The organism is Agromyces sp. Soil535 (assembly GCF_001428255.1).
In the GTDB taxonomy this organism is placed as follows: domain Bacteria; phylum Actinomycetota; class Actinomycetes; order Actinomycetales; family Microbacteriaceae; genus Agromyces.
Map to the genome: position 1 here is coordinate 144,895 of NZ_LMRW01000012.1, position 20,525 is coordinate 165,419.

Sequence of the window (20,525 nt, forward strand, 5' to 3'; positions counted from 1 at the left end):
GTGTCCATCACCTCGGCATCGACTGCGCACAGCGCAGCCGACACGTGCCGCCTCCCATCCGGACTTTCACCGTCGGTACCGGAATTCCACCGGTTCAACCGCTCGCCCGAGACCTGTCGGCCTCGTGCTCGCAGCTCGCGGACTGTCACCGCCGGTTCGGAATTACACCGACCCCGGAGCACGTTTCTCGTGTCGATTCTAGGTCAACGCGTACGCGGGCGGGCTATTCCCGTCACGAGCGGGGGCAGAGGCTATGCCGCGACGCCGGTCCGCGAGCGAGCCCGGCCCGTTCTCGCGTTCAGCGCGCGAGGCGCGGCACCAGTTGACCGGCGAGTTCATCGAGGCCGCGGATCTCCAGCACGCCCGCCTCGACGGCTTCGGCCGCTTCGTCGACGGGCGGCCGGACGGCATGGCGATTGAGCCACACGCCGACCAGGCCTGCGCGGGCCGCCCCGATGGCGTCGGTGCGCAGGCGGTCGCCGACGTACGCCGCGGCTGAGACGGGGGCGGTGCGGCGGAAGCGCTCGAGCGCGTCGAGGAAGATCCCCGGCTCGGGCTTCGCGATGCCGACCTCGGCCGAGGCGACCACATGCTCCACCCGCCCGTCCAGGGCGAGCCGCACGATCTTGGCCATCTGGTACTCGAGTTCGCCGTTCGTGACGATGCCGAACCGCACACGCGGCAGGAAGACGGCGAGGGCGTCGAGTGCGGGCAGCACGTCGTCGTGCAGCATCCACGAGTCGCGGTAGTGCCGGAAGTACTCGGCGAACCACTCGCTCGCCGCGGGATCGTCGAGTTCGTCGCCGAACTCGCGCGCGAAGGCTGCCGCCCTGGCACGGCGCTGGTCCTCGAAGCTCAGCCGGCCACCGAGGTATGCCGTGTAGTGCTCCTCCTCGAGCTCGTGCCACCGGCGTGCCGCGGCTCGCTCGTCGCCGTCGTATGCGCGTTCGCGCATGTAACGCACGATGCCCTCCGCCACGGCCTCACGATGGGCCATGAGCGTGTCGTCGAGGTCGAACAGCACCACCGGACCCGTGACGGCGGCGCTCATCACGGCCCCCCGAGGATCGATGCCCAGCTGGCGTGGGCTTCCGGGTCGACCGGCGACGTGCGTACGGCGTGCCATGCGGGCAGCGTGCCCCCGTCGCGGGTCGGGACGGTCGGGTCGGTCGGCTCGATGCGGCGGAAGCCCACGGCTCGCGCGACCCGCGCGGAGGCGAGGTTGCCTTCCACGGCTCGCCACATCAGCGACCTCGCGCCCCGGATGCCGCCACCGAGCACCCACTCCGCCACGGCGAGGGCAGCCTCGCTCATGAAGCCCGACCCGCGGTGGGCCGCGCCCATCCAGTAGCCGAGCTCGTGCTGCGCCTCGCGCACGCTGATCATGCCGAGGAGCGCTCCGCCCTCCGAGGCGCGGATCGCCCAGGTCAGCTCGGCCCCACTCGCCCACGAGTCGGGCACGTACGTGCCAAGGAACGCCTCGGCGTCGGCGCGGGCGTACGGCCACGGTGTCGTGAGGTACCGCTCGAATAGGGGATCCTGGCAGTAGGCGGTGACGAGGTCGGCATCGGCGAGCGTCGGCTCGTCGAGGACGAGTCGCGGCGTGCGGAGGTCGACGGGTCGCACGTCAGCCCCGTCGGATGAGCCCGACGCGGTCGTAGGCCGTGCGCAGCATCCGCTCTGCCCGCTCGGAGGCCTTCTCGGCACCGATCGCGAGCAGGTGGTCGAGCTCGGCCGGGTCTTCGAGGAGCTCGAGCGTGCGGGCGCGGATGGGGCCGAGCCGGTCGACGACGGCCTCGGCGACGTCCTTCTTGAAATCGCCGTAGCCGTGACCTTCGTACTCCGTCTCGAGCTCCGCGATCGGTCGTCCGGTGATCGAGGCGAGGATGTCGAGCAGGTTGGAGATGCCGGGCTTCTCCGAGGGGTCGTACCGGACCTCGCGGCCGGTGTCGGTGACCGCACTCCGGATCTTCTTCGCCGTGACCGCGGGGTCGTCCATGAGCTTCACCAGACCCGACTCGGAGCTCGCGGACTTGGACATCTTCGCCGTCGGCTCCTGCAGGTCGTAGATGCGTGCCGAGGCCTTCGGGATGAGCGCCTCCGGCGCCACGAAGGTCTCTCCGAACCGCGAGTTGAAGCGGTTCGCGAGATCGCGGGTGAGTTCGAGGTGCTGCCGCTGGTCGTCCCCGACGGGGACGAGCTCGGTGCCGTAGAGCAGGATGTCTGCGGCCATGAGCACGGGGTAGGTGAAGAGGCCGACCGTGGTGGCCTCGGCACCCTGCTTCGCCGACTTGTCCTTGAACTGGGTCATGCGGCTCGCCTCGCCGAAGCCCGTGAGGGTGCTGAGCACCCAGGCCAGCTCGGCGTGGGCCGGCACGTGCGATTGCACGAAGAGCGTCGACCGCACGGGATCGACACCTGCTGCGAGGTACTGCGCAGCCGTGCGGCGCACATTGGCGAGAAGGGCGGCCGGGTCCTGCTGCACGGTGATCGCGTGCAGGTCGACCACGCAGTAGATCGGGTCGTACTCGTCTTGCAGCGCCACCCAGTTCACCAGCGCGCCGAGGTAGTTGCCGAGGTGGAGCGAGTCGCTCGACGGCTGCATGCCGGAGAAGACGACGGGACGGGTGGTGTTCATGCGGTGGGAGTCCTTGTCAGCGGGGGAGTCAGATCGCGTAGTCGACGACGACGGGGGCGTGGTCGGACCATCGGGCGTCGTAGGTGGCGGCGCGGTCGATCGTGTAGGCGACTGCGGTGTCGGCGAGCGCGGCAGTGGCGAGCTGGTAGTCGATGCGCCAGCCGGTGTCGTTGTCGAACGCCTTGCCGCGCCACGACCACCACGAGTACGGGCCCTCGACCTCGCCCGCGAAGCGCCGGCCGATGTCGACCCAGCCGAGTCCTCCGCCGCGGTTGTAGTCGTCGTCGCCCTCGGCCCCCACCAGGCGGTCGAAGTAGGCCCGTTCGTCGGGCAGGAAGCCGGCCCTCTTCACGTTGCCCTTCCAGTTACGGATGTCGAGCGTGCGGTGCCCGACGTTGAGGTCGCCGACGACGAGCGCAAGCTCGGAATGCGCGGCGAGGAGCGGCATCCGCGCCTCCATCGCGTCGAGGAAGCGGTACTTCTCGACCTGCCTCTGGGTGTCGGCCTCGCCCGAGTGCACGTAGGCGCTCACGACGGTGACCACACGGCCGCCGACTTCGTAGTCGGCCTCGAGCCACCGCCCTGCGCTGTCGAAGTCGGGCGCGCCGAGCTCGACGCGGTGGATGCTCGCGCGATCGCGGCTCGCGATCGCGACGCCGGCGCGGCCCTTCGCGGTCGCCGGGTCGTGCAGGATGTCCCACTCCTCGCCGAGGAGCGCCTGCAGGTCTTCGGTGGAGGCGCGCACCTCCTGCATGGTGAGGACGTCGACGCCACGCCCGGCGAGCCACTCGCCCATGCCCCTGCGGAAGGCCGCCCGGATTCCGTTGACGTTGACGCTGGCGACACGGAGGGGTTTCGCGGAGGGCATGCCTCCGATCCTACGGGAGCCCTCCGACGTCCTCTCGCGCCGCTGCCGGCGCGATCGCCGCCTCCGCGCGGGCCAGCTCGTCCTCGGCACGTGCGAGCCTGCGGCGTGCGGGGAGCCGCTCCAGCCAGTTCGCGTCGGCGAGCGCCTGCTGCGCGTCACGGACGCGCACGTGCGCCGCGGTGATGAGCGCGCGTTGCTCGCGAGCCAGCTCCTCGGCGGCGAGCTGCTCCGGCGTGACCCGGCGCAGGGTCTCGTTGTGGTCGAAGGCCTCCACCGCGATCCAGCTCGCCGCGACGAGGATGACGATGCTCGTCAGCCGGAACCACAGCAGGAGCCCGATGAACACGGTGAACGTCGCGAGCAGCGGATTCGTGCTCACCCGAGAGACGAGGAACCCGCTCACCAGCTGCAGGACCGTGAGGGCCGCCGAACCGAGCAACGATCCGATCCACATGCGGCGCCACGGCATGGTCGCGCCCGACAGGAACCGGAACAGCACGGCGAGGGCGAGGGTGTCGATCGCGAAGATGACTCCGAAGCCGCCCGCCTGCACGAGGAAGCTCGACCAGCCGGACTCGGTGCCCAGCCCGATGAGCGCGGTGAGCCAGCCGATGAACGAGGTCGTCGCGACGGAGAGCACCGCGGCGATGACCAGGGCCGTGCCGAAGACGAGTGCGGCGAGGAAGTCGCGCGCCTTCAACAGGACGTAGGCGTGCGCGTCCTTCGGCAGTCCGAAGATGCTGCGGACCGCCAGTCGCGAGTAGGTGACCCATCCGATGGCAGTCCAGATGAGGCCCGCGAGTGCCACGGCGCCGGTGAGGCCGAACAGGCTCGTGCTCGACGACGCGATCTCGATGAGGTCCTCCGTCGCGATGATGCCGTCGTCGCCGATGAGGCCGGGCGCGTACGTGTTCAGCAGGGTCACGAAGGCGTTCAGTGTCTGCGTGTTGGACGTGAGCCAGATCCCCGCCACCGCGAACACGACGTAGACGGCCGCGAAGATGGCGAACAGCGCCTGGTAGCTCATGCCCGATGACAGCAGGAAACCGTTGCGGATGAGGAAATAGCGCCAGACCCGCACCGGGAACAGCGCCATCGTCCTGTGGGTGAGCGTCGTGACCTTGCCGATCGGCTCCTCGAACCGGTCGCGGATCGGCTGGCTGAACGCGTCGAAGCGATCGTGCCCGGTGGGCTCGACGCCCTCCGGATGTCCCGAGTCGCCCCCGTTCGCGCCGACGGCGCCGCCGGCCAGCGACGCGGCAGTTTCGGCCCCACGACCGGCGCCGTGGCGGTCGTCCGCTGGCGTGCGTTCGCTCACGTTCTCAGCGTAGCGAGCGCGCCGGCTGCATCCGCGTCACCGCACTCCGGCCGCCGACGACGTGTGTCAGGGCTTGCCGCGCATGATCGCCTGCTTGACCTCGGCGATCGCCTTCGTCACCTCGATGCCGCGCGGGCACGCGTCGGTGCAGTTGAAGGTCGTGCGGCAGCGCCAGACGCCCTCCTTGTCGTTCAGGATGTCGAGGCGCACGGATGCCGCGTCGTCACGCGAGTCGAAGATGAACCGGTGCGCGTTCACGATCGCAGCGGGGCCGAAGTACTGGCCGTCGGTCCAGAACACGGGGCACGACGAGGTGCACGCGGCGCAGAGGATGCACTTCGTCGTGTCGTCGAAGATCTCGCGCTTGGCGATCGACTGGATGCGCTCCTTGCCCGGCTCGGGCTGCGAGTTCGCGATGAGGAAGGGCTGCACCTCGCGGTAGCTCGCGAAGAACGGCTCCATGTCGACGACGAGGTCCTTCTCGAGCGGCAGGCCCTTGATCGCCTCGACGTAGATGGGCTTCGAGATGTCGAGGTCCTTGATGAGGGTCTTGCAGGCCAGCCGGTTTCGGCCGTTGATGCGCATGGCGTCGGAGCCGCAGATGCCGTGCGCGCACGACCTGCGGAACGTGAGCGAACCGTCCTGCTCCCACTTGATCTTGTGCAGCGCGTCGAGCACGCGGTCGGTCGCGTACATCTCGACGTCGAAGTCCTGCCAGCGCGGCTCGGTGTCGACGTCGGGGTCGAAGCGGCGGATCAGGAAGGTGACGGTGAACGACTGGATCGCGGCATCCGTCGGCTGCGCCTCGAGCGTGGCGGGGGTCACGTCAGTACTTCCTCTCCATCGGCTGGTAGCGGGTGACGGTCACGGGTTTCCAATCGAGCCGGATGTGGTCGGCGGCATCCGAGGAGTGCGCGTCGCCCGAGAGGTACGCCATCGTGTGCAGCATGTAGTGCTCGTCGTCGCGGTTCGGGAAGTCGTCGCGCATGTGGCCGCCGCGGCTCTCCTCGCGATTGCGGGCCGAGAACACGACGACCTCGGCGAGGTCGAGGAGGAAGCCGAGCTCGACGGCCTCGAGCAGGTCGGTGTTGAACCGCTTCCCCTTGTCTTGGACTGCGACGTTGCGGTAGCGCTCGCGGAGCGAGGCGATGACGTTCGTGACGTGGGCGAGCGACTCGTCGGTGCGGAACACCTGGGCGTTCCGGTCCATCTCGTCTTGGAGCTCCTTGCGGATCGCGCCGATGCGCTCGGTGCCGTTCGACACGCGCAGCTGCTCGAGCATGTCGCGCACCGCGGCTGCCGGGTCGTCGGGCAGCGGCGTGAAGTCGACGCCCTTCACGTACTCGACCGCGTTGCGGCCGGCACGCTTGCCGAACACGTTGATGTCGAGGAGGGAGTTCGTGCCGAGGCGGTTCGAGCCGTGCACCGAGACGCATGCGCACTCGCCGGCGGCGTAGAGGCCGGGCACCACGGTGGTGTTGTCGCGCAGCACTTCCGCGGCCACGTTCGTGGGGATGCCGCCCATCGCGTAGTGCGCGGTGGGCATGACGGGCACGGGCTCGTACACGGGGTCGACGCCGAGGTAGGTGCGTGCGAACTCGGTGATGTCGGGCAGCTTGGTCTCGAGCACCTCCGCGCCGAGATGGGTGCAGTCGAGGAGGACGTAGTCCTTGTGCGGGCCGGCGCCTCGGCCCTCTGCGACCTCCTGGACCATGCAGCGCGAGACGATGTCGCGGGGTGCGAGGTCCTTGATGGTGGGCGCGTAGCGCTCCATGAACCGCTCGCCCGAGGAATTGCGCAGGATCGCACCCTCGCCGCGGGCGCCCTCGGTGAGGAGGATGCCGAGGCCTGCGAGACCGGTGGGGTGGAACTGGAAGAACTCCATGTCCTCGAGCGGCAGGCCCTTGCGCCAGATGATGCCGACGCCGTCTCCCGTGAGGGTGTGCGCGTTCGACGTGGTCTTGTAGATCTTGCCGAAGCCGCCGGTCGCGAAGATGATCGCCTTCGCCTGGAAGATGTGCAGCTCGCCAGAGGCGAGGTCGTACGCGACGATGCCCGACGGCTGCTCGACGCCGTCGACGTCGGTCATCACGAGGTCGAGGGCGTAGTACTCGTTGTAGAACTCGATGCCCAGCTTCACGCAGTTCTGGAACAGCGTCTGCAGGATCATGTGGCCGGTGCGGTCGGCCGCGTAGCACGCGCGGCGGACGGGTGCCTTGCCGTGGTCGCGCGTGTGGCCGCCGAAGCGGCGCTGGTCGATCTTGCCCTCGGGCGTGCGGTTGAAGGGCAGGCCCATGTTCTCGAGGTCGATGACCGCGTCGATGGCCTCCTTCGCGAGGATCTCCGCGGCGTCCTGGTCCACCAGGTAGTCGCCGCCCTTGATGGTGTCGAAGGTGTGCCACTCCCAGCTGTCCTCCTCGACGTTCGCGAGCGCCGCGGCCATGCCGCCCTGCGCCGCGCCCGTGTGCGAGCGGGTGGGGTAGAGCTTCGAGATGACCGCCGTCTTCGCGCCCGGCCCGGCCTCGATCGCCGCCCGCATCCCAGCGCCGCCGGCGCCGACGATGACGATGTCGTACTGGTGGTAGTGGACGCCGTCGACGACCTTCGTCTCGACGTGGGCGCTCTCGGAATTCACAGGTCTCCTAGACGGCGGGGCAGAACGAGGGGAGCAGGTCGGCGGGGGCGCCGGCGGGGCACGGGTCGAAGGTGAAGACCACGAGCGTGCCGAGCACGATCAGCACGGCCGCGGAGGCGAACAGCGCGCCCTTCAGCACCTTCTGCAGCGTGCCGGGGCTCGTGTAGTCGTTCACGATCGTGCGCATGCCGTTGGCGCCGTGGATGAGGGCGAGCCAGAGCATCAGCACGTCCCACCACTGCCAGAACGGGTCGGCCCACTTGCCGCCCACGAACCCGAAGTCGATGGCCTTCACGCCCTCGCCCTCCAGGAGGTTGACGTACAGGTGGCCGAAGATCAGGACGAGCAGCACGACCCCGGAGGCGCGCATGTAGATCCAGCCCCACTTCTCCCAGTTCACGCCGCGCTTGCGAGCGGGGCGCGCCGGGCTGCGAGGCACTTCGATGGCGGTCATGTCGAGGGCCTCCTCAGTGGCTGAAGACGTTCATCAGGTGACGGGGCACGAAGGCGAGCATGGTGACGACCCAGAGAGCGACCACCACGTAGAAGAGCACCTGTTGGTGGCGTGTCGCCCACGACCAGAAGTCGACGAGGATGATGCGCAGCCCGTTGAAGGCGTGGAAGACGATCGCGCCGACCAGGGCGGCCTCTCCGAGGCCCATGATGGGCGTCTGGTAGGTGCCGATCACCGCGTTGTAGGCCTCGGGGCTCACTCGGACCAACGACGTGTCGAGCACGTGCACGAGGAGGAAGAAGAAGATGGCGACACCGGTGATCCGGTGCAGCACCCATGACCACATGCCCTCGCGGCCGCGATACAGCGTGCCGCCCGGCTTCTGCTTCGCCGGCTTCCCGGGTGCGGCCAGGGTTCCTGCCGAGGTCTCTGGCATGAACAACCCTCCCTGGCTGTGTGAGTCCCCTTTGACATGGGGGAAGGACGGGCACACGGCCCGAGGCGAGTCTAGTCCCGCGTCCGGGGCGCCGCCGCTCAGGGCCTCCCAACTCTCTCGACGTCGAGAGAGTTGGGCAGCGGATGCCGCGGCGCGGGCGCCGGGCGTCGGCTCGGGCGGTCCCGGCCGGGCGCCGGCGCCCCGGGCCCACGGCGATCGCGCGGGACGGCCCGGGTATCCTCGGACGCATGTCTGATGCATCCCTTCCCATCAACGGCTTCTACAGCGTCATCCCGGCCGGAGGCGTCGGCTCCCGCCTGTGGCCGCTGTCACGGGCGGATGCCCCGAAATTCCTGCACGACCTCACCGGCTCGGGCCAGACGCTGCTGAAGGACACATGGGACCGGCTGGTCCCGCTCTCGGGCGAGCAGCGCGTCATGGTCGTGACGGGTCGGGCGCACCGTGCGGCGGTGGAGGCCCAGCTGCCGGAGCTCACCGACGAGAACATCGTGCTCGAGAGCGAACCCCGCGACTCGACGGCGGCGATCGGGCTCGCCGCGGCGATCCTCGAGCGCCGCGAGCCCGGCGTGGTGATCGGCTCGTTCGCCGCCGACCACGTCATCTCGGGCAGCGCCCTCTTCCGCAGGGCGGTGGCCGACGCCGTCGCCGCGGCGCGTGCGGGGTACATCGTCACCATCGGCATCACGCCGACCGAGCCCGCCGTCGGCTTCGGATACATCGAATGCGGGGGCCAGCTCGAGGTGTCCGGCGCCGAGCGCGTCGAGGCCGTCTCGAACTTCGTGGAGAAGCCCGACCTCGAGACCGCGAAGCTCTACGTCGAAGGCGGCGACCACCTGTGGAACGCGGGCATGTTCATCGCGAAGGCGTCCACGCTCCTCGACGAGCTCGCCCGCACGAAGCCCGAGCTGCACGCCGGGCTCACCGAGCTCGCCGACGCATGGGACGACCCCGCGACGCGAGGGCCCGCGGTGGATCGCATCTGGCCGACGCTCGAGAAGATCGCCATCGACTACTCGGTCGCCGAGCCCGCCGCGGCGGGCGGGCGGCTCGCCGTGATCCGCGGGCACTTCCAGTGGGACGACGTGGGTGACTTCGCGTCGCTCGCCAAGCTCAACACGGCGGGGCGCTCGGGCGAGCTCGCGATCCTCGGCGACAACGCCCGGGTGCTCGCGGATGCGTCGAGCGGCATCGTGGTGAGCCGCACGAATCGGGTCATCAGCCTGATCGGCGTGCACGATATCGTCGTCGTGGACACGCCCGACGCGCTCCTGGTCACCACGAGCGAGCATGCGCAACGGGTCAAGGCCGTCGTCGACGCCCTCCGGCTCGGCGGGTCGAGCGACGTGCTCTAGCGGCACGCGAGAGAACGGGGCAGCGGATGTCTGTGCGTCGGTGGTTCGGCTTCTGTGCGGCGCTCGTCGCGGCATCCGTGACCCTCGCGGGCTGCGCGCAAGCGCCCGAGTCCGGTGGCACGGATGCCGCGGCCGAGGCGTGCGTGCGCATGGTGACGAACTCCGGCGGCCTCGAGGACCGCTCGTTCAACCAGTCGAGCTGGGAGGGGCTGCAGGAGGCGGAGGCGGAGTACGGCATCGAGGCCGAAGCGCTCGTCTCCACGGGCGAGACCGACCTGGCGCCGAACGTCGAGCAGGCCGTGGCTTCCGGTTGCGGCCTCATCGTGACGGTCGGGTTCGAACTCGCCGACGCGACGCTCGAGCACGCGGCCGCGAACCCCGAGATCGCCTTCGCGATCGTCGATGAGACGGTCGACGCCGAGAACGTGAAGCCGGTCGTGTTCGACACCGCTCAGGCGTCCTACCTCGCCGGCTACCTGGCCGCCGGCGTCTCGAGGACCGGGGTCGTGGCGACGTTCGGCGGCGGCAACCAGCCGCCCGTCACGCTCTTCATGGACGGGTTCGTCGACGGCGTCGCGAAGTACAACGAGGTGCACGGCACGGCAGTGCGGGCCCTCGGCTGGGACAAGGCCGAGCAGGACGGCGCCTTCACCGGCGACTTCGAGGACATCAACAAGGGCAAGGCGCTCACCGAGGGCTTCATCGACCAGGGTGCGGACGTCATCCTCCCCGTCGCCGGGCAGGTGGGCGAGGGCGCGGCATCGGCGGCGGTCGAGCGGGGCGGCGTCTCGGTGATCTGGGTCGACAGCGACGGATATGAGACCCTCTCGGCCGAGTTCCGTCCCGTCATCCTCACGAGTGTGCTGAAGCGGACGCAGGACGCGATGGTGCAGATCGTGGGCGACGTGCTCGACGACGCGTTCACGAGCGAGCCGTACGTCGGCACGCTGGAGAACGGGGGTGTCGAGATCGCCCCGTACCACGACCTCGCGCCGCTCGTGACTCCCGAGCTCGACGCGGAGATCGACGGCCTCCGGCAGGCGATCATCTCGGGCGACGTCGAGGTGGAGTCGCCGAGCGCGCCGTGACGACGACGTCCCTCCGGCATCCGTCCCCCGACCGGGGGCGGCTTCGGCTGCTCATATGAGCAGAATGTCGCGTCTTCATAACCATTGCATGTCACCGGCGGCTGGGGCCTGAGCGCCGAGGCAACATTCGGTAACGTGACTTCACGAGTCCCGCGACGGTCGGGGCGCAGTCTTTGGAGGACACAGTGAAGGTCACGACCAGGAAGGCCGCGCTCGGCGGCCTCGCCATGTTCGGCGCAGCCGTGCTGCTCGCCGGTTGCGCACAGGCACCCGAGGATTCGGGCGCCACCGACGGGGGAGAGGCCAGCGACTTCGTCCCCTGCATGGTCTCCGACGCCGGCGGGTTCGACGACAAGTCCTTCAACCAGCTGGGCTTCGAGGGCATCACCAAGGCCGCCGACGAACTCGGCGTCGAGGCCATCACGGTCGAGTCGCAGTCCGAGACCGACTACGCCCCGAACCTCACGAGCCTGGTCGACCAGGGCTGCAACCTGATCGTCACCGTCGGCTTCGCGCTCTCCGCTGCGACGGTCGAGTCCGCCCTGGCGAACCCCGACATCGAGTACGTCATCATCGACGACGCCGCCGACAACGACTTCGACGGCACGACCGACGCCGAGAACATCAAGCCGATCCTCTTCGACACCGCCCAGGCGGCGTTCCTCGGCGGCTACGCGGCGGCCGACTACACGACGACGAACACGGTCGGCACCTTCGGCGGGATGAACTTCCCGACCGTGTCGATCTTCATGGACGGCTTCAAGCAGGGCGTCGACTACTACAACGAGCAGAAGGACAAGGGCGTCACCCTCCTCGGCTGGGATGGCACCGACGGCCTCTTCACCGGTGGCTTCGAGGCCAACGACACCGCTCGCCAGACCGCGCAGAGCCTCATCGACCAGAACGTCGACGTGATGCTGCCCGTCGGTGGCCCGATCTACCAGTCGGCCGCCGCCGCCATCCGCGAGGCCGGCCGTGACATCGCCATGCTCGGTGTCGACGCCGACTTCACCGAGACCGACCCGTCGGTCGCCGACCTCATCCTCACCTCGATCCTCAAGGGCATCGACGTCGGCACCTACGAGGCCGTCCTCGCAGCGGGCAACGGCGAGTTCGACGCGACGCCGTTCATCGGCACCCTCGAGAACGAGGGCGTCGGCATCGCGCCGTTCCACGACTTCGAGTCGACGGTCTCGCCGGAGCTGCAGGGCGAGCTCGACGACCTCAAGGCCGCGATCATCGCGGGCGACATCGAGGTCCAGTCCTACCTCGCAGGGTAAGGACCACGCACTGATCGGGGAGGTCGGCGGAAGCCGGCCTCCCCGATCGGCGTCCCTGTGCTCGGAGGCGCGGTCGGCGCAACATCTGCGCACGAGGCATCCGACCCCTTCGACTTTCGTACAGCATCACCAGCGGATGCAGCCATTTCACTAGGATCGGGGACATGAAGCTCGAACTTCGCGGCATCACGAAGCGATTCGGCAGCTTGGTCGCCAACGACCACATCGACCTCACCGTGGAGGCCGGAGAGATCCACTGCCTCCTCGGCGAGAACGGTGCAGGCAAGTCGACGCTCATGAACGTGCTCTACGGCCTCTACCAGGCGGATGGCGGCGAGGTGCTCCTCGACGGAGAGGTGCAGCACTTCGCGGGCCCCGGTGACGCGATGGCCGCCGGGATCGGCATGGTGCACCAGCACTTCATGCTCATCCCGGTGTTCACCGTCGCCGAGAACGTCATGCTCGGCCACGAGGAGACGAGATTCGGCGGGCGGCTCGACCTGCCAGCGGCCCGCGCGAAGGTGCGCGAGATCTCCCAGCGATTCGGGTTCCATGTGGACCCCGACGCGCTCATCGAGGACCTGCCCGTCGGCATCCAGCAGCGCGTCGAGATCATCAAGGCCCTCTCGCGCGATGCGCGCGTGCTCGTCTTCGACGAGCCGACCGCCGTGCTCACCCCGCAGGAGACCGACGAGCTCATGGGCATCATGCGCCAGCTCAAGGAGTCCGGCACGTCGATCGTGTTCATCACCCACAAGCTCCGCGAGGTGCGCGAGGTCGCCGACCGCATCACGGTCATCCGGCTCGGCAAGGTCGTCGGCGAAGCCGCCCCGACCGCGACGAACGCCGAGCTGGCCTCGCTCATGGTCGGACGTGCCGTCGAGCTCACCGTGCACAAGGAGGAGGCGAAGCTCGGCGACCCGGCACTCGTCGTCGAGGGCCTCACGGTGATCGACCCGATCGGCCAGCTCGTGGTGAACGACGTGAGCTTCACCGTGCGGCGCGGTGAGATCCTCGCGGTGGCCGGCGTCCAGGGGAACGGCCAGACCGAGCTCACGGAGGCCCTCCTCGGACTGCAGCCCCGGGTGCAGGGCTCGATCAACCTCGACGGCATCGAGCTCTCGGGTGCGGGCGTCCGCAAGATCCTCGAGTCCGGTGTCGGATTCGTGCCCGAGGACCGCAACGAAGACGGCCTGGTGGGCGAGTTCACGATCGCCGAGAACCTCATGCTCGACCGCAGCGAGAGCCCGCCGTTCGTGCGGGTCGGCAACCTGCAGCGGGGCGTGCTCGCCGAGTTCGCGCGCGAGAAGATCGACGAGTTCGACATCCGGGCGCAGGGAATCGACGAGCTCGTGCAGCAGCTCTCGGGCGGCAACCAGCAGAAGGTCGTGCTCGCACGGGAGCTCAGCCGTGAGCTGCGCCTCCTCGTCGCGGCGCAGCCCACCCGCGGCGTCGACGTCGGCTCGATCGAGTTCATCCACAAGCGCATCGTCGCCGCCCGGGACGCCGGCGTCCCGGTGGTCGTCGTCTCGACGGAGCTCGACGAGGTCGAGGCGCTCGCCGATCGCATCATGGTGATGTATCGCGGACGCATCGTCGGCATCGTGCCGGGCGACACGCCGCGTGATGTGCTCGGTCTCATGATGGCCGGAGAACACCCCGCAGAAGGAGCCGCAGCATGAGCGACCCCACTGAGTCGCGGGGCGACGCGCCCGGCGCGAACGAGCTCGACGCCGACGTCGCGCTCGAGGAACCCGGCGCCGCCGCACCCGAGAAGGGCACCGCCGCCACCGCGTACGGTCCCGGCGAGGTGCCGCCCCCATCGAGATGGACCACGATGCTCAACCAGATCGCAACGGGCAATGCGATCATCTCTGTGCTGGCGGTGGTCCTCGCGCTGATCGTCGGCGCGATCATGATCGCGTTCACCGATGAGCGGGTGCAGGAGGCGAGCGGCTACTTCTTCGCCCGCCCAGGCGACACCCTTTCCGCCATCTGGGAGTCGGTGTCGGGTGCGTACTCCGCGCTCTTCCAGGGCGCGATCTACAACTTCCGGCGAGACACGTTCACGGCCGGCATCCGGCCGATCACCGAGACGCTCACCTTCGCGACGCCGCTGATCGCCGGTGGTCTCGGCGTCGCCCTGGCATTCCGCGTCGGCATGTTCAACATCGGCGGCCGCGGTCAGATGCTCATCGCGGCATCCGTCGCCGGATGGATCGCCTTCGGCTTCGACCTGCCATGGGGCATCCACATGCTCGTCGCCCTCATCGGCGGGCTCATCGGCGGCGCGCTCTGGGCAGGCATCGCGGGAGTCCTGAAGGCCCGCACCGGCGCGCACGAGGTGATCGTGACGATCATGCTGAACTACGTCGCGTTCTACCTCGTGTCATGGATGCTCCGCACGCCCGGCCTGCTGCAGGCGCCCGGCTCGTCGAACCCGAAGACCCCCGCGATGAAGGAGACCGCGATCTTCCCCCAGCTCCTGGGTCCGCAGTACAACCTGCACTTCGGGTTCATCCTCGCGGTCATCGCGACGATCGTCGTGTGGTGGATCCTCAGCCGCTCGAGCCTCGGCTTCAAGTTCCGCGCCGTCGGCATCAATCCGAATGCCGCCCGGGTCGCCGGCATCAACGTGAAGGGGATGTACGTCTACGCGATGCTCATCTCCGGCGCGCTGCTCGGCCTCGCCGGCGTGAGCCAGGTGCTCGGCACCGTCACGACCGGGTTCACGGCGGGCATCGACGCGGGCATCGGCTTCGACGCGATCACCGTGGCCCTCCTCGGTCGCTCGACGCCGTGGGGCACCTTCGCCGCGGGCATCCTCTTCGGCGCGTTCAAGGCCGGCGGCTTCTCGATGCAGGCGGCCGAGGGCGTGCCGATCGAGATCGTGCTCGTCGTGCAGGCCCTCATCGTGCTCTTCATCGCGGCGCCCCCGCTCGTGCGAACGATCTTCCGCCTGCCCGATCCGAAAGCCAAGCCGAAACGATCTCGCGAGACCGTCACGAAGGAGGCGCAGGCGAAGTGACCAGGACCGTAGAGCACCACCACGTCGCGCCCCCGCCCGAGTCGATCCCCACCACCGTGGTGACCAGCTGGAAGGCGCCGATCGCCTTCGGCATCTTCACGCTCGCCGCTCTCGCCCTCGCGGTGTTCGCGCCGCGGCCGGGTGAGACGACGTACCGGCTCTCATTGCCCAATGACGTCATCCAGCTGCCCGAGGTCACGGTGTCCGTGATGCCGACCCTGTGGACGGTCGTCGTGCTGCTCGCTGCGTCGACGGCATACTCGGCCTGGCTCGTCTCGTCGAAGCGCCGCGTGCCGCTCTGGCTCATCGTCGTCTTCGCGATCCTCTTCATGTTCGGCTTCCTCACGTGGGCCGGATCCGGGGCCTCACTGCCGATGATCGGCCTCCTGTTCGGCTCCCTGAGCCTGGCCGTGCCGCTGATCTACGGTTCCCTCGCGGGCGTGATCGGCGAGCGGGCCGGCGTCGTGAACATCGCGATCGAGGGTCAGCTGCTCGCCGGCGCGTTCACCGCCGCGGTCGTCGCGTCGGTGACCGGCCAGCCGCTCCTCGGGCTCGTCGCGGCGATGGTCGCCGGCATGCTCGTGGGAATGGTGCTCGCCGCGTTCTCGATCAAGTACTTCGCCGACCAGGTCATCGTCGGTGTCGTGCTGAACGTGCTCGTCATCGGCCTCACGAGCTTCTTCTTCTCTCAGGTGCTCGCGCCGAACGCCGCCACGCTCAACACGCCACCCCGATTCGATCGCCTTCCGATCCCGGTGCTCAGCGAGATCCCGATCATCGGCCCCGTGCTGTTCCGCCAGACGCTCGTCGTGTACCTCATGTACATCGCGGTCGCCCTCGTGTACTTCGGCCTCTTCCACACGAGATGGGGCCTGCGTGTCCGCGCGGTCGGCGAGCATCCGCAGGCTGCGGACACGGTCGGCATCAAGGTCAACCGCACGCGGTTCTGGAACGTCGCCCTCGCCGGTTCGATCGCCGGCCTGGGCGGCACGTTCTTCACGATCGGGTCGGGCATCGCGTTCAACCAGGAGATGACCGCCGGTGCGGGCTTCATCGCGCTCGCTGCCGTGATCTTCGGCCAATGGGACCCCATCAAGGCGACGCTCGCGGCGCTCCTGTTCGGCTTCGCGTCGAACCTGCAGAACACGCTCGCGGTCATCGGGTCCCCCGTGCCGAGCGAGTTCATGCTCATGCTGCCCTACGTCGTGACGATCTTCGCCGTCGCCGGCTTCGTCGGGAGGTCCCGGCCACCGGCGGCATCCGGCAAGCCGTACATCAAGTCCTGAACGGATGCCGCCGCCGCGGCGGCATCCGTCACCCTCATCGAAGACCCATCCTGAACGGGGGAGCACCATGACCGCAACGGATGCGATCGACTGGGCCTCGCTGCGCGAGCGCGCGCGTGAGGCAATGGCCAAGGCGTACGCCCCGTACTCCGAGTTCCCGGTCGGCGCCGCCGCGATCGTCGAGGACGGCCGGGTGGTGAGCGGCTGCAACGTGGAGAACGCGTCGTACGGCGTCACTCTCTGCGCGGAGTGCTCGCTCGTGTCGGCACTCGTGATGTCGGGCGGCGGCAAGCTCGTCGCCTTCACGTGCGTCGACGGGCACGGCGCGACCCTCATGCCCTGCGGACGCTGTCGTCAGCTGCTCTACGAGCACTCGGCCGACGGGATGCTCCTGGAGACCGTGTCGGGCGTGAAGACCATCGACGAGGTGCTGCCCGACGCGTTCGGCCCCCGCCAGCTCGCGGAATTCAAGGGCGTCCGGGCATGAGCGCCGTCGAGGCGTTCGATGCCGTCGACCTGATCCGCGCGAAGCGCGACGGCCACGAGCTCGACACCGCCGAGATCGACTGGCTCATCGACGCGTACACGCGCGGGTACGTCGCCGACGAGCAGATGTCGGCGATGACCATGGCGATCTTCCTGAACGGCATGTCGCGCCGCGAGATCCGCGACATGACGATGGCGATGATCGCCTCGGGCGAGCGGATGGACTTCTCGGGGCTCGGCAAGCCGACGAGCGACAAGCACTCGACAGGCGGTGTCGGCGACAAGATCACGCTGCCGCTCATGCCCCTCGTCGCGACGTTCGGCGTTGCGGTGCCGCAGCTCTCCGGCCGCGGACTCGGGCACACCGGGGGCACGCTCGACAAGCTCGAGTCGATCCCCGGATGGCGTGCCGAGCTCACCAACGAGGAGATGTTCGCACAGCTCCGCGACGTCGGCGGCGTCATCTGCGCCGCCGGCTCGGGCCTCGCGCCCGCCGACAAGAAGCTGTATGCGCTCCGTGACATCACCGGCACCGTCGAGGCGATCCCGCTCATCGCGTCGTCGATCATGTCGAAGAAGATCGCGGAGGGCACAGGGGCGCTCGTGCTGGACGTGAAGTTCGGCTCCGGCGCGTTCCTCCAGGACATCGAGCGCTCGCGCGAGCTCGCGCGCACGATGGTCGAGCTCGGCGAGGACGCCGGGGTCGCGACGTCGGCGCTCATCACCAACATGAACGTGCCGCTCGGGCTCACGATCGGCAATGCGAACGAGGTGCGCGAGTCGGTCGAAGTGCTCGCAGGCGGCGGCCCGGCCGACGTGCGGGAGCTCACTGTCGCGCTCGCCCGCGAGATGCTGTCGCTCGCCGGCGTGCACGACGCCGATGTGGAGGCCGCGCTCGACGACGGGCGTGCCATGGACAGATGGCGGCGCGCGATCCGAGCGCAGGGCGGCGATCCCGACGCGGCGCTGCCGGTCGCACGTGAGCAGCATGTCGTCACCGCCGACCGCGACGGCGTACTCGTGGGGCAGGAGGCCCTGCCGTTCGGCATCGCCGCGTGGCGGCTCGGCGCAGGCCGGGCGCGCAAGGAGGACCCGGTGCACCACGCCGCCGGCATCGACCTCCAGGTCAAGCCGGGCGACGCCGTGCGCGCCGGCCAGCCGCTGTTCACCCTGTACGCCGATGAGCCGGCGCGATTCGCCCGTGCGCTGGAGGCCGTCGAGGGCGCCTACCGCATCGGCGATCCCGGTGACGCGATCGAGGATGGCGGCCCCCTCATCGCCGACCGGATCGGTCGGCGGCATCCGCTCGACCGACGCCCCGCATAGCGCAAACGCGGTCGCGGCGGGGTCGCGACCGGCTCGGGCGAGCTTCGAGAATGCCGAGACTTCGCAGCAGGCGCGCCGCTATCGTTGACTCGTGAACACGATTCCGACGGAGTACCGCCTCGAGGGCGACGGCACCAGCATCCAGACCCTGCCGAAGGTCTCGCTGCACGACCACCTCGATGGCGGCCTTCGTCCGCAGACCCTCATCGAGCTCGCCGACGAGATCGGCGTCGAGGTGCCCGCGCCCGACGCAGAGGCGCTTGCAACGTGGTTCACCGAGCGGTCCAATTCCGGGTCGCTCGTCGAGTACCTGAAGACGTTCGACCTCACGACCGCGGTCATGCAGACGCGCTCCGGTCTCCAGCGGATCGCCCGTGAGTTCGTGCAGGACCTCGCCGCCGACGGGGTGATCTACGGCGAGATCCGCTGGGCTCCCGAGCAGCACCTCACGCGTGGACTCACGCTCGACGAGGCGGTCGAGGCGGTGCAGGCCGGCATCGAGGAGGGCATCGACGACGTGCGCCACCAGGGCCGCGCCATCCGTGCAGGGCAACTCGTCACCGCCATGCGGCACGCCGATCGCGGGCTCGAGATCGCCGAGCTCGCCGTGCGGCACCGTGACCGCGGGGTGGTCGGCTTCGACATCGCGGGCGCCGAGGCAGGATTCCCTGCGAGCCGGCACCGCACCGCGTTCGACTTCCTCGCCTCGCAGTTCTTCCCGGTCACCGTGCATGCGGGCGAAGCCGACGGGGTCGACTCGATCCGCAGCGCACTCCTCGACGGACGCGCCCTCCGTCTCGGCCACGGCGTGCGCGTCGCCGAGGACCTCACGATCGAGCGCCAGGACGACGAGAACACGTACGTGTCGCTCGGCTCCCTCGCCCAGTGGGTGCGCGACCGCGAGATCGCGCTCGAGACGAGTCCCTCGTCGAACCTGCAGACGGGTGCCATCGCCGCGTGGGGCGACGAGCTCGTCGACCATCCGTTCGACCTGCTCTACCAGCTCGGCTTCCGCGTCACGGTCAACCCCGACAACCGACTGCAGAGCGGCACGTCGCTGACTCGGGAGCTCGCGTTGCTGAGCGACGCGTTCGGCTACGACCTCGACGACTTCGAGACGTTCCAGCTGAACGCCGCTGCCTCCGCATTCCTCCCACTCGACGACCGCGAGGAGCTCGCCGAGCTCATCCAGGACGGCTTCGACGAAGCCTGACGGCGCGGCGAAGCCTGCCGAGACCTGACGCGCCCCGAACGGACCCCCATGACGACGCTCCCGCCACTCCCCGATACCGCCGTGGTCCTCGGCGCACGCGCCGACGACTGGCGCGCCGCCGTGCGCGAGGCCGGCCGCGCGCTCACCCGGTCCGGCGCAACGCGATCGGAGTACGCCGACCGCATGATCGCCGTGATCGAGGAGTTCGGCGCGTACGTGGTGATCGCGCCGGGACTTGCCCTCGCGCATGCGCGCCCGGGTTCCGACGTGCGTCGTGAGGGGCTCGCGGTGGTGACGCTCGCCGACGCGGTGCCGTTCGGACATCCGCACAACGACCCGGTGCGTGTCGTCATCGGCCTCGCCGTCTCGAACGCGGAGGAGCACGTCGCCTCGGTGGCGAAGCTCGCGAACGCGTTCAACGACAGCGGGAGCGTCGGTCGGATCGCGCGAGCGACGTCGGCCGACGAGGTCCGCGCCCTGCTCGGCGCGCAAGCGGCGCTGCCCGGGCCGGCGCGGCCCGTGGCCTCCGGGCCCGACACCGCCCCGCCCGACGGCGCCGGCGCATGAGGATCGTGGCCGTGTGCGGCGCGGGAATCGGCACGTCGGCGATCCTCAAGGTCAACGCCGAGCGTGCCCTCGACCGGCTCGGGCTCACCGCCGACGTGAGCGCGAGCGACCTCTCGAGCATCGCGGATGCCGCGGCCGACGCCCAGGTCATCCTCACGTCCACCGAGCTCGCCGCCGCGGTGCGCCAAGCGATCGGCCGCAGCTTCGCCGAGATCATCGAGGTCGTGAACTACTTCGACGTCGAGGAGATCGGCGAGAAGCTCGAGGCCTCGCTCGGCTGATATGTAGCCGTTTTTGTCAAGTGGGCAGGTTGAAGCGCCGCCGGGCCGGCTGCTCGGCGGCGCTTGCCTCGTTCGTCTTGGGGTGCGGGTGTGCGGCGTGTCTTTCGACGCGTGGTCAGTCTGATATGCGCGGGTTGGGTACCGCATGACCCTTGTTTCGGCGGGGGCGTTCAGGCTGGTCTGAGGTCGAGCGTGGCCACTGTTGGTTGGCTGCTCACAGCCGAATCGCTGGTGCGCTCCTCACGCTG

General features: G+C 69.3%; 20 protein-coding genes and 1 riboswitch. Of the genes, 11 read left to right on the plus strand and 9 right to left on the minus strand.

The window, feature by feature from the left end; all coding sequences use genetic code 11:
• Positions 1–40: 40 nt before the first annotated feature.
• Positions 41–186: riboswitch (FMN riboswitch) on the minus strand.
• A 112-nt stretch (positions 187–298) separates the two neighbouring features.
• From ASG80_RS10060 to sdhC, 9 genes are all read right to left on the minus strand, one after another.
• The gene (locus ASG80_RS10060; RefSeq protein ID WP_056730152.1) at positions 299–1,051 is read right to left on the minus strand and encodes an HAD family hydrolase; all 753 of its coding nucleotides are present in this window, start codon (positions 1,049–1,051) and stop codon (positions 299–301) included.
• Complete coding sequence (locus ASG80_RS10065) at positions 1,051–1,626, minus strand: GNAT family N-acetyltransferase (protein ID WP_056730154.1); 576 nt, start codon at positions 1,624–1,626, stop codon at positions 1,051–1,053. The genes ASG80_RS10060 and ASG80_RS10065 overlap by 1 nt, the downstream gene beginning before the upstream one ends.
• A 1-nt stretch (position 1,627) precedes the next feature.
• A complete protein-coding gene (gene trpS / locus ASG80_RS10070) occupies positions 1,628–2,638 on the minus strand; it encodes a tryptophan--tRNA ligase (RefSeq protein WP_056730156.1) in 1,011 nt (336 codons plus the stop codon).
• A 28-nt stretch (positions 2,639–2,666) separates the two neighbouring features.
• Complete coding sequence (locus ASG80_RS10075; protein WP_056730158.1) at positions 2,667–3,506, minus strand: exodeoxyribonuclease III; 840 nt, start codon at positions 3,504–3,506, stop codon at positions 2,667–2,669.
• 10 nt (positions 3,507–3,516) lie between these two features.
• Complete coding sequence (locus ASG80_RS10080) at positions 3,517–4,824, minus strand: YihY/virulence factor BrkB family protein (protein ID WP_235508265.1); 1,308 nt, start codon at positions 4,822–4,824, stop codon at positions 3,517–3,519.
• A gap of 66 nt (positions 4,825–4,890) precedes the next feature.
• Positions 4,891–5,649, minus strand: a complete 759-nt coding sequence (locus tag ASG80_RS10085) for a succinate dehydrogenase iron-sulfur subunit (RefSeq protein WP_056730160.1) — start codon at positions 5,647–5,649, stop codon at positions 4,891–4,893.
• A 1-nt stretch (position 5,650) separates the two neighbouring features.
• Complete coding sequence (sdhA, locus tag ASG80_RS10090; RefSeq protein WP_056730162.1) at positions 5,651–7,459, minus strand: succinate dehydrogenase flavoprotein subunit; 1,809 nt, start codon at positions 7,457–7,459, stop codon at positions 5,651–5,653.
• A gap of 7 nt (positions 7,460–7,466) precedes the next feature.
• Positions 7,467–7,913 carry a succinate dehydrogenase hydrophobic membrane anchor subunit gene (locus tag ASG80_RS10095; RefSeq protein ID WP_056730164.1) on the minus strand — a complete coding sequence of 149 codons (447 nt, stop codon included), beginning with the start codon at positions 7,911–7,913 and terminating at the stop codon, positions 7,467–7,469.
• Positions 7,914–7,926: 13 nt separating this feature from the next.
• The gene (gene sdhC / locus ASG80_RS10100; RefSeq protein ID WP_082590096.1) at positions 7,927–8,349 is read right to left on the minus strand and encodes a succinate dehydrogenase, cytochrome b556 subunit; all 423 of its coding nucleotides are present in this window, start codon (positions 8,347–8,349) and stop codon (positions 7,927–7,929) included.
• 248 nt (positions 8,350–8,597) lie between these two features.
• Between sdhC and ASG80_RS10105 the strand changes: the two genes are divergently transcribed.
• The 11 genes from ASG80_RS10105 to ASG80_RS10155 all read left to right on the plus strand — a co-directional run bounded on the left by ASG80_RS10105 (position 8,598) and on the right by ASG80_RS10155 (position 20,277).
• Positions 8,598–9,722, plus strand: coding sequence for a mannose-1-phosphate guanylyltransferase (locus ASG80_RS10105; RefSeq protein ID WP_056730166.1), 1,125 nt, complete (start codon positions 8,598–8,600; stop codon positions 9,720–9,722).
• Positions 9,723–9,748: 26 nt separating this feature from the next.
• Positions 9,749–10,810, plus strand: a complete 1,062-nt coding sequence (locus tag ASG80_RS10110; RefSeq protein ID WP_056730169.1) for a BMP family protein — start codon at positions 9,749–9,751, stop codon at positions 10,808–10,810.
• 185 nt (positions 10,811–10,995) lie between these two features.
• Entirely contained in the window at positions 10,996–12,090 is a 1,095-nt protein-coding gene (locus tag ASG80_RS10115; protein WP_056730171.1) for a BMP family protein, read from the plus strand.
• A 164-nt stretch (positions 12,091–12,254) separates the two neighbouring features.
• On the plus strand, positions 12,255–13,772 hold the full coding sequence (locus ASG80_RS10120; protein ID WP_056730174.1) for an ABC transporter ATP-binding protein: 1,518 nt from the start codon (positions 12,255–12,257) through the stop codon (positions 13,770–13,772).
• Positions 13,769–15,118: an ABC transporter permease gene (locus ASG80_RS10125; RefSeq protein WP_082590098.1), complete on the plus strand. Its 1,350-nt coding sequence runs from the start codon at positions 13,769–13,771 to the stop codon at positions 15,116–15,118. The genes ASG80_RS10120 and ASG80_RS10125 overlap by 4 nt, the downstream gene beginning before the upstream one ends.
• Entirely contained in the window at positions 15,115–16,404 is a 1,290-nt protein-coding gene (locus ASG80_RS10130; RefSeq protein ID WP_082590100.1) for an ABC transporter permease, read from the plus strand. The genes ASG80_RS10125 and ASG80_RS10130 overlap by 4 nt, the downstream gene beginning before the upstream one ends.
• A 67-nt stretch (positions 16,405–16,471) precedes the next feature.
• Complete coding sequence (locus tag ASG80_RS10135; protein WP_056730177.1) at positions 16,472–16,891, plus strand: cytidine deaminase; 420 nt, start codon at positions 16,472–16,474, stop codon at positions 16,889–16,891.
• Complete coding sequence (locus ASG80_RS10140) at positions 16,888–18,216, plus strand: thymidine phosphorylase (RefSeq protein ID WP_056730179.1); 1,329 nt, start codon at positions 16,888–16,890, stop codon at positions 18,214–18,216. The genes ASG80_RS10135 and ASG80_RS10140 overlap by 4 nt, the downstream gene beginning before the upstream one ends.
• 91 nt (positions 18,217–18,307) lie before the next feature.
• Positions 18,308–19,429, plus strand: coding sequence for an adenosine deaminase (locus ASG80_RS10145; RefSeq protein WP_056730181.1), 1,122 nt, complete (start codon positions 18,308–18,310; stop codon positions 19,427–19,429).
• A 48-nt stretch (positions 19,430–19,477) separates the two neighbouring features.
• Positions 19,478–19,996 carry a PTS sugar transporter subunit IIA gene (locus ASG80_RS10150; RefSeq protein WP_082590102.1) on the plus strand — a complete coding sequence of 173 codons (519 nt, stop codon included), beginning with the start codon at positions 19,478–19,480 and terminating at the stop codon, positions 19,994–19,996.
• On the plus strand, positions 19,993–20,277 hold the full coding sequence (locus ASG80_RS10155; RefSeq protein ID WP_056730183.1) for a PTS sugar transporter subunit IIB: 285 nt from the start codon (positions 19,993–19,995) through the stop codon (positions 20,275–20,277). The genes ASG80_RS10150 and ASG80_RS10155 overlap by 4 nt, the downstream gene beginning before the upstream one ends.
• Positions 20,278–20,525 lie beyond the last annotated feature (248 nt).

What these genes read in the sequence shown, in the direction of transcription:
- ASG80_RS10060 (WP_056730152.1), bottom strand. Translation starts at nt 1,051, where the DNA reads ATGAGCGCCGCCGTCACGGGTCCGGTGGTGCTGTTCGACCTCGACGAC.
- trpS (WP_056730156.1), bottom strand. Translation starts at nt 2,638, where the DNA reads ATGAACACCACCCGTCCCGTCGTCTTCTCCGGCATGCAGCCGTCGAGC.
- ASG80_RS10075 (WP_056730158.1), bottom strand. Translation starts at nt 3,506, where the DNA reads ATGCCCTCCGCGAAACCCCTCCGTGTCGCCAGCGTCAACGTCAACGGA.
- ASG80_RS10095 (WP_056730164.1), bottom strand. Translation starts at nt 7,913, where the DNA reads ATGACCGCCATCGAAGTGCCTCGCAGCCCGGCGCGCCCCGCTCGCAAG.
- sdhC (WP_082590096.1), bottom strand. Translation starts at nt 8,349, where the DNA reads ATGCCAGAGACCTCGGCAGGAACCCTGGCCGCACCCGGGAAGCCGGCG.
- ASG80_RS10105 (WP_056730166.1), top strand. Translation starts at nt 8,598, where the DNA reads ATGTCTGATGCATCCCTTCCCATCAACGGCTTCTACAGCGTCATCCCG.
- ASG80_RS10110 (WP_056730169.1), top strand. Translation starts at nt 9,749, where the DNA reads ATGTCTGTGCGTCGGTGGTTCGGCTTCTGTGCGGCGCTCGTCGCGGCA.
- ASG80_RS10120 (WP_056730174.1), top strand. Translation starts at nt 12,255, where the DNA reads ATGAAGCTCGAACTTCGCGGCATCACGAAGCGATTCGGCAGCTTGGTC.
- ASG80_RS10125 (WP_082590098.1), top strand. Translation starts at nt 13,769, where the DNA reads ATGAGCGACCCCACTGAGTCGCGGGGCGACGCGCCCGGCGCGAACGAG.
- ASG80_RS10135 (WP_056730177.1), top strand. Translation starts at nt 16,472, where the DNA reads ATGACCGCAACGGATGCGATCGACTGGGCCTCGCTGCGCGAGCGCGCG.
- ASG80_RS10140 (WP_056730179.1), top strand. Translation starts at nt 16,888, where the DNA reads ATGAGCGCCGTCGAGGCGTTCGATGCCGTCGACCTGATCCGCGCGAAG.
- ASG80_RS10150 (WP_082590102.1), top strand. Translation starts at nt 19,478, where the DNA reads ATGACGACGCTCCCGCCACTCCCCGATACCGCCGTGGTCCTCGGCGCA.
- ASG80_RS10155 (WP_056730183.1), top strand. Translation starts at nt 19,993, where the DNA reads ATGAGGATCGTGGCCGTGTGCGGCGCGGGAATCGGCACGTCGGCGATC.